This window comes from Microbacterium testaceum (assembly GCF_001476655.1).
Lineage (GTDB): Bacteria > Actinomycetota > Actinomycetes > Actinomycetales > Microbacteriaceae > Microbacterium > Microbacterium testaceum_C.
Map to the genome: position 1 here is coordinate 1 of NZ_LDRT01000220.1, position 2,367 is coordinate 2,367.

2 protein-coding genes are annotated in these 2,367 nt (G+C 74.9%); both read left to right on the plus strand.

The genetic code is table 11. From position 1 onward, the window contains the following. The first annotated feature begins 286 nt into the window (after nt 1-286). A complete protein-coding gene (locus tag NS220_RS18545) occupies nt 287-637 on the plus strand; it encodes a carboxymuconolactone decarboxylase family protein (RefSeq protein WP_058625440.1) in 351 nt (116 codons plus the stop codon). A 12-nt stretch (nt 638-649) separates the two neighbouring features. After that, nucleotides 650-1,975 carry a M20/M25/M40 family metallo-hydrolase gene (locus tag NS220_RS18550; protein WP_058625441.1) on the plus strand — a complete coding sequence of 442 codons (1,326 nt, stop codon included), beginning with the start codon at nt 650-652 and terminating at the stop codon, nt 1,973-1,975. Nucleotides 1,976-2,367: the final 392 nt, after the last annotated feature.

Here is a 2,367-nt window from a genome sequence, read left to right on the forward strand (position 1 = left end):
ACGCCGGGACGCCGGGACGCGGGGATGCGGGCGGCGCGGGGACGCGGGTGGCGCGGGCCGCGCGGGCCGCGCGGGCGAAACTCCTGAAGTTCCGGCTGCGGCATCCCCTTCGGCGGCGTGGAAGGTCTCCGCCGCGCGATTCGTCAGGAGTTTCGCCCGGGCTGGGACGCTGCCCGCACGCTGCCGCCCGCGTGTGACCGCGCGTGACGGCCTGCGACGCGCGTCGGAGGGCGGTGGTTACGGTGGGGCTTTGGCATCCGTCCGCCGTTTTCGACCTGGAGAGCACATGTCCGACTACTTCGACCGCACCGCCGATAAGACCTACACGAAGGTCTACAAGGCCGAGACGCCCGACATCCTGGCCGCGTTCGCCGCCTTCGACCAGGCCGTGTTCGCCCCCGAGGGTCGCGCGATCCCGCTGAAGTATCGCGAGCTGATCGCCCTGGCCGTCGGCATCACCACGCAGTGCGTGTACTGCATCGACGGGCACTCGCAGAACGCCGTGAAGGCCGGAGCGACCGAGGCCGAGCTCGCGGAGGCCGCCTGGGTCGCCACCGCCATCCGCGCGGGCGGCGGATACGCGCACGGCCGCCTCGCGTTCAAGCTCGGCGAGGACGCCCGCCCCCACGAGCACTGACGGTTCCTCCCCATGGTCGACGAGATCGGGTCCGGGTCGCCACAACCGGGCGGACCGCCGCCCGACGCCCTCGAGACGGAGGCGCTGGAGTTGATCCGCGCCCTGATCCGCATCGACAGCGTCAACACCGGAGACCCCGCCACGATCGGCGACGGCGAGACTCGGGCGGCGCGGTTCGTGCAGGCGCAGCTCGAGGACGCGGGATACGAGACCACCCGCGTCGAGCCCGTTCCGGGACGCGCGAGCGTGATCGCCCGCTTGGCGGGTTCGGATCCGGATGCCGGTGCCCTCGTCGCCCACGCGCACCTCGACGTCGTGCCGGTCGACGCCGCCGACTGGAGCCACCCGCCCTTCGGGGCGGAGATCCATGACGGCATCCTGTACGGACGCGGCGCGGTCGACATGAAGGACTTCGCCGGGATGCTGCTGGCGATCGCGCGGGCGTTCCGACGCGAGGGGATCGTGCCCCGACGCGACCTCGTCTTCGCGTTCTTCGCCGACGAAGAGGCCGGGGGCGTGTGGGGCGCACGCTGGATCGTGCAGAACCGCCCCGAGCTGTTCGCCGGGGCGACCGAGGCCATCAGCGAGGTGGGCGGGTTCTCGCTGCCGCTTCCCGGCGACCGGCGCGCCTACCTCGTCGCCACGGCCGAGAAGGGCGTCTCGACCGCGACGCTCACCGCCCGCGGCCGCGCCGCGCACGGGTCCCGTCCCACCGCCGACAACGCCGTCGTGCGCCTCGCGCAGGCCGTCGCCGCGGTCGGCGCGCACGCGTTCCCCGTGGTCCGCACGGCCGCGCTCGAGCGGTTCGTCGACACCTGGGAGCGCGCGGGCGGGCGTCTCGACGACCTGGGGTTCGCGGCATCCCTGATCGACGCGGGCATGCGCAACACCGCCTCGCCCACGGTGCTCGCGGCGGGAGGGAAGGCCAACGTCATCCCCGCGACGGCGAGTGCGACGCTCGACGTGCGGATCGTCCCCGGGCAGCACGACGCGGTGCGCGCGGAACTCGCCGCCGTGGTCGGCGACGACATCGAGGTGACGTGGGCGCGCGACATCGCCGCGATCGAGGCACCGGTCGATGCGCCCCTGGTCGAGGTGCTGCAGCGGGCGATCGGCGCCGAAGACCCCGAGGGAGTGGTCGTGCCGTACCTGCTACCCGCCAGCACCGACAACAAGCACCTCAGCCGGCTCGGCATCCGCGGCTACGGCTTCGTGCCGCTGCGCGTGCCCGCGGACTTCGACGTGTTCGGGCAGTTCCACGCCGCCGACGAATGCGTGCCGGTGGAGGCGCTCGCGTTCGGCACGCGGGTGACGGCGCGGATCCTGCGCGAGGCCTGAGGCGGCGGCCGGCGCCGCGCGGAGCCTGAGCCGGCGCGCGGCGCGCGGCGCCCGGCGCGCGGCACGCGGCGCGCGGCGCGCGGCGCGCACAACTCCGGCAGAACCGCGGGTGCAGTGCCCCGCAACCGCTCGCGGCACAGGTAATGCAGGAGTTGTGCGCCGCACCGACCGCCCCGGCCGGCCGGCCGGCCACGGGTAACCGCGCGCATTCCGCGCGGAGGGTGAGCCGACGCGCGGCGCGCGGCACGCGGCACGCGGCGCGCGGCGCGCACAACTCCGGCAGAACCGCAGGTGCAGGGCCCCGCAACCGCTCCCGGCACGGGTAGTGCAGGAGTTGTGCGCCGCACCGACCACCCCGGCCCGCCGGCCGCCCGGCCGGCGGGCCGGGGTGG

Coding starts and splice junctions, on each gene's coding strand:
- NS220_RS18545 (WP_058625440.1), top strand. CDS start 287: ATGTCCGACTACTTCGACCGCACCGCCGATAAGACCTACACGAAGGTC.
- NS220_RS18550 (WP_058625441.1), top strand. CDS start 650: ATGGTCGACGAGATCGGGTCCGGGTCGCCACAACCGGGCGGACCGCCG.